At 69.8% G+C, this 4,006-nt stretch carries 4 protein-coding genes; 2 read left to right on the top strand and 2 right to left on the bottom strand.

Features of this window, described 5'->3' with window-relative positions:
• Positions 1-64: 64 nt before the first annotated feature.
• Complete coding sequence (locus Q4P07_RS14105; protein WP_303375550.1) at positions 65-1,828, bottom strand: sensor histidine kinase; 1,764 nt, start codon at positions 1,826-1,828, stop codon at positions 65-67.
• On the bottom strand, positions 1,825-2,538 hold the full coding sequence (locus tag Q4P07_RS14100; RefSeq protein WP_303375549.1) for a response regulator transcription factor: 714 nt from the start codon (positions 2,536-2,538) through the stop codon (positions 1,825-1,827). Before Q4P07_RS14100 ends, Q4P07_RS14105 begins: the two co-directional genes overlap by 4 nt.
• Before the next feature lie 217 nt (positions 2,539-2,755).
• Here Q4P07_RS14100 and Q4P07_RS14095 point away from each other — a divergent pair, with 217 nt between their 5' ends.
• Together Q4P07_RS14095 and Q4P07_RS14090 are read left to right on the top strand one after the other, a co-directional pair.
• Positions 2,756-3,139, top strand: a complete 384-nt coding sequence (locus Q4P07_RS14095) for a hypothetical protein (RefSeq protein ID WP_303375548.1) — start codon at positions 2,756-2,758, stop codon at positions 3,137-3,139.
• Entirely contained in the window at positions 3,136-3,897 is a 762-nt protein-coding gene (locus Q4P07_RS14090) for a hypothetical protein (protein WP_303375547.1), read from the top strand. Before Q4P07_RS14095 ends, Q4P07_RS14090 begins: the two co-directional genes overlap by 4 nt.
• The last annotated feature ends 109 nt before the right edge of the window (positions 3,898-4,006 follow it).

The raw sequence follows: 4,006 nt of genomic DNA, 5'->3' as shown, positions 1-4,006 counted from the left end.
GATGTGATCAGCGGTCAGCGTCGTGTCAGCCACCAGTGATGTATATCAGCGCGGAACCTGGAGCCTACTCAGGTGAGGGGCTGGGTAGCGGAAGCACCGCGGTGACGCGGCTGGGCTGCCCCTCATCAGACCAGACCAGCGTGCCACCCACCTCATCAACCCGTTCCAGCATGGAAGTCAGTCCCACTCCAGGACGCCACGCCGCGGCGGAGGTCCCGTCGTCGCTGACCTCCAGCAGCAGCGACGGTCCGGACACCCCGATCCGCACCCATGCACGGGCGCCGGTCGAGTGTCGGGCGACGTTGGTGAGAGCTTCGACCACGATGCGGTATGCCGCCACCTCGACCGCAGCCGGTAGCGGGGGGAGGGCCTGGGGTGCCGCGACGTGGACCGTGACGAGGGTGCCGTCGGCGCGCCGGAGCACGGTCGACCGTTGACGCAGCGCCCTGACGAGACCAAACTCGTCGAGGGACGGGGGTCGCAGCCCCTCGACGATGCGTCTGATCTCGGTCACGGTGTCCGAGGCGTCCGCGCGCAGGTCGAGCAGCAGCCTGTCGGTCACCTCCGGGTCCGTACGCAGCGCGTTGCGTGCCGCGTCGACCGAGAAGGCCATGCCCGACAGGGTCGGACCCAGGCCGTCGTGCAGGTCGCGACGCAGTCGCCTGCGCTCCTCCGCGACCCCGGTGACGACCTGGGAGCGGGACACCTGCAGGTCCAGCGCCAGCGCGCGAACGCGAAGCGTCTGAGCCAGGAGCGGGGCCAGCAGCCGGAGCACCTGCTCATCCTGGGCGGACAGACGCAGATCACCCGCCCGCAGACCGACGACCAACTCGCCCGGGGCACCGCCCGCCAGCGCGAGCGGCAAGGACCGGCACTGGGTGACCTCGACACCCGCACTGACCAGGGCGACACCATCGGCCCGCACCTCGGCATACGGCAGCACCAGAGCATCGCAGACGGCTTCCAGGGCCAGGGCGGGGTCATCTCCCATCCGTCCCGCTGCCGTGCGGGCCGCGCGGAGCGGATCCGGCCGGTCACCGAACAGCAACCGGTCGATCACCCCGCGCAGCACCACCGCAGTTGGGTGCCAGGCCAGTGCCCCGACAAGCCCCAGCGCCGCGGTGACCGCAGGTGATGCTGGCTCGCCTCCCAGCACCTCAAAGGTCGAGACGGCACCGACAAAATAGGCGAGGTAGGCGGCACCGACCAGTCCGAGCACGACGACTTGGACGACCAGGCCGCGCACGTCGATCACCTCTGGACGCGCCACCCCGACGACCATCGCGAGCGGCACCAGGACCAGCGGCGCGACGCCTAGTGTTCGCCCCCAAGGCTCCGCCAGGAGGAAGACCGCCAGCACGCCCGTCAAGGCGGCGGAAGCGGTGGCCAGACCCATCCACAGCAGGGCACGCCGCTGGCCCGCGGCATCCTGCTCCAACCGCCACCAGGTCTGCATCAGCAGGGCGAGGGCCGCCACCAGACCCATGGTGGCCACGACGCCTACGTCCTGGCTGGACAGCGCCGCCACGAGGCCTGGGCCCACCAGACACACGGCCAGCGTGAAGTCCACCGCCCCCCGCCATCGCGGCACGGGATAGGCCCAGAGGGCGGCCGGCAACAGGACCATGCCGGCGAGAATCAGCAGCGGCGCCGCCACCAAGGAGGGGTGTTCGCGCCCCAGCAGCCACACGCTGAGCAGGCCAGTGAGACCCGCGCCGACGAGCAGGGCGCCAGTGGGCACCGCAAGGCGCGCCCGCAGCAGGACCCCGCCCGCAACGACGTGTGCGGCGGCCACCAGCGAACAGCTCAGAAGGAGGGGCCAGCTCACGGCAACCTCCGCCCGGGGTCCCAACTTGTGGTATCCGGGGCGTCGAGGCCCGACGAACGAGCGAGCACGATCGCCTCGGCACGGGTGGTCACCTGCAGTTTGGCGAAGACGCCCGTGAGCGTGTTGCTGACCGTCTTGGGGGACAGGTGTAGCCGTTGCGCGATCACGGCCGTGCGCAGGCCGGTCGCCAGGAGGGTCAGCACCTCGTGCTCGCGTGGTGTGAGCCCGGGGAAGGGTCTGGGCTCCTGCAGGGCACTGGCAGGGGAGGCAAGGTGGTGGAGCACAAGAGCGGCGACGCCGGGTCCGAAAATGACCTCACCGGCCGCCACCGCGCTCAACCCACGCACGATATCGACCTGCTCGGCTCCCTTGAGCAGATAACCGCGAGCTCCTGCCTGCATGGCGCTCAGCACGGTGGCATCGTCGTCGGACATGGTGAGCACCAGCACCGCCGCCCCGGGGCAGGACCGGGTGATCTGGCGGGTCGCCTCGAACCCGTCGGTATGGGGCATCTGCAGGTCCATCAGCACCACGTCGGGGTGGCTCAGTTGCGTTTCGCGCACGGCCGCGTCACCGTCGGTGGCCTCACCGACCACTTCGAAGCCCTCGAGGCCGTCCAGGAGCGCCCGCAGGCCCCGGCGTACGACAGGATGGTCGTCAGCGACGAGGACGCGGATGGAGGCGGGCGTCCTCCCGTCAGCGCTTCTCACCTGCCCATTATGGACCTGTGCCGTTGCCAGCGGCGGGGACGAAGTTCCCTCCGCGACGGGAACTGCTGCCCCACATTCAGGCACAGAACCACTGGCCCCGGGACGCACTCACGACCGAGGGTGGGAGAGTCCAGATCCCGCCAGCGCCCAGGAGGGCACCATGTCGCTTACCACGGCCGGCACCGCAGCCTCACCACACCCGGCGCCAGGAGACCGCATGCCCTTCACGCGCGGCAACAAAACTGGTTTTGTGCTCGCCATCCTGCTTGCGCTCGCCGACATCCCATCCCTGCTCAACCCCACACCAGAGGGTTCTATCGGGCCACCCCTGGTCGTGCTGATGCTGACCACGGCCTGCGGCGCGGTCACCCTGGTCGCGGTGGCAATTGGCTGGTCACGACGGCGCCGGCTCTGGATCAGGGTCGCTGCGGGAAGCCGGGTCGTCTCGGCCCTCGCTGCCTTGCCAGCCCTGCTCGTGGAGGGAGTGCCACCGCAACTGCGGGTGCTGGTGGCTGCATTCGTGCTGCTCAGCGTGCTGTCCGTGGTGCTGATGCTGGCGCCCGGCCGGGGCGCCCGCTCACCTCTACGGAGCGACCGATGACGAGGACACCTGCCCCGGGCCCGATCCCGAACCGCCCCGCTCCCGACGGTCTGCGCCGCACCGGGGTGCTCGCGGGCATGTTCCTGGCACCGTGGTGCTGGGTCATCGCCAACACGGCCTACATGCTCTCGATTCGCGACGGCGGCAACGACCTGGACGGCGCAGCCGCCCTCGCCCTGGCTGCCGAACACCCCGAGCTGCGGCGGATCACCCTCCTCTTTGTCATGCTTGGAGGCATCCTGATCGTGCCCGCCGTGATGGGTATGTTTCGCCTGGCACCAGCCAGCCGACTGGTCACCATAGGCGGCTCGATGATGGTGGCCGGATACGTCTGCTACGCCGCGGTCGCATCCGCTGGAACGACCACCCTGGCCATGGCAGAGGTCGTCGGCCCCACGCCAGCCTTGGCCGCAGTCATTGACGCGGCCGAGAGCGACCCCTCGTGGGCCTGGGTGCTCGTCGTCTTCGTGCTCGGCAACCTCATCGGCACCCTTCTCCTCGCCGGCGGCCTCCTCCGCACCAGGACCGTGCACCGATGGGTGGCGGTGGCTATCGGGTCCTGGCCGGTGGCCCACGTGATCGGCCTCCTCGCCTTCCACAACGAGGTCCCCCAAGTCATCGGGGCCCTGGCCCAGGCAGCAGGCTTCGCTGCCTGCGCTGCGGCGCTGCGCGCGCAGGAGTTGAGTCACCACCCAGGTCAATCCGATGATGGCGGAGAGGGCTCGGGAGCGCTGCGGCACGTTGAACAAGCCGGGTAGAACCACGCCGAGGTTGGTCAGGGGCATGATGATCTCCCGCCAGATCCTCACGACGCTCGCACTCCTCACCTGACTCACCGGACCAGGAGCCACTGATGGCCACCCAGCT

It is taken from the genome of Ornithinimicrobium sp., assembly GCF_030537745.1.
GTDB lineage: Bacteria > Actinomycetota > Actinomycetes > Actinomycetales > Dermatophilaceae > Ornithinicoccus.
The sequence above is the reverse complement of the archived record's forward strand: the minus strand, read 5'-3'. Positions and strand labels throughout refer to the sequence as shown.